At 69.1% G+C, this 850-nt stretch carries 2 protein-coding genes; both read left to right on the top strand.

All coding sequences use genetic code 11. The annotated features are described in order from the left end of the window. The coding region (locus tag GSQ76_RS30335; protein WP_174247426.1) for a pentapeptide repeat-containing protein at window positions 1–296 on the top strand (296 nt) is incomplete at its 5' end. Continuing rightward, window positions 293–850 (top strand): pentapeptide repeat-containing protein (locus GSQ76_RS30340; protein ID WP_174247427.1); only part of this gene is annotated, 558 nt, incomplete at its 3' end. The genes GSQ76_RS30335 and GSQ76_RS30340, both read left to right, overlap by 4 nt.

Raw genomic sequence — 850 nt, forward strand, 5'->3', positions numbered from 1 at the left:
GGGGCGCTGATTTCAGCCGCGCGGTGCTAACGGAGGCGCTGTTCCCAGAGGCAGACCTGCGCGGCGCCAACCTCGACCGCGCCCACTTGCAATCCGCGAACCTGGATGACGCGCAGCTCGCGGGCGCCCGGCTGACCAACGCCAATCTGCTCCGCGCTTCCCTCGGACGGGCCGACCTGACGGACGCGGTCGTGGAATCCTCTAACCTATATGCCGCTGGCCTGCTGGACGCGGTGCTGGAGGGGGCATCGTTCCGCGGCAGCTTCCTTGCTCAGGCGGCGGGTTTTCCACCGTGACGCTGCCGCCTCCCAGGCCGCTGGACCTGGCCGGGGTAAGCCTCCGACTGGCCCAGCATGCCGGGCTGGCGGGCGTATTGCTGGACGGGCTTGACCTGCGCGGCCTGCCGCTGGCGGGTGTCGCTTTCACAGGCAGTCGGCTCATGGCGTGCGACCTACGCGGGGCGGACCTACGCGGCGCGGATTTCAGCGGGACCCGGTTGGATAAGACGGACCTCGGTGACACGACCGCCGCTGGCACGAACTGGACAGGCGCGCGCCTCACTGACTGCGCGGCAGCGGGCGCCGATCTATGCCAAGCGGATCTGAGCAGCGCCTCCCTGCTGCGGTGCAAGCTGCCTGGCGCCAACCTAGCGCGGATAGCCGGGGATCGTCTGCGCTTGGCGCTCAGCGCCCTCGAGGGGGTCTGCCTAGAAGGGGCAACCCTTACCCAGGCTAGCCTGATCCGCAACGACCTCAAGCGGGCGTCGCTGGATGACGCCTCGCTCCAGAAGTCGCAACTTGTGGAATGTGACCTGACTGACGCCCGGCTCGCCTTGGCGCGGGCCAACCAG

The sequence above is a fragment of the Acidisphaera sp. L21 genome (genome assembly GCF_009765685.1).
Taxonomy (GTDB): domain Bacteria; phylum Pseudomonadota; class Alphaproteobacteria; order Acetobacterales; family Acetobacteraceae; genus LMUY01.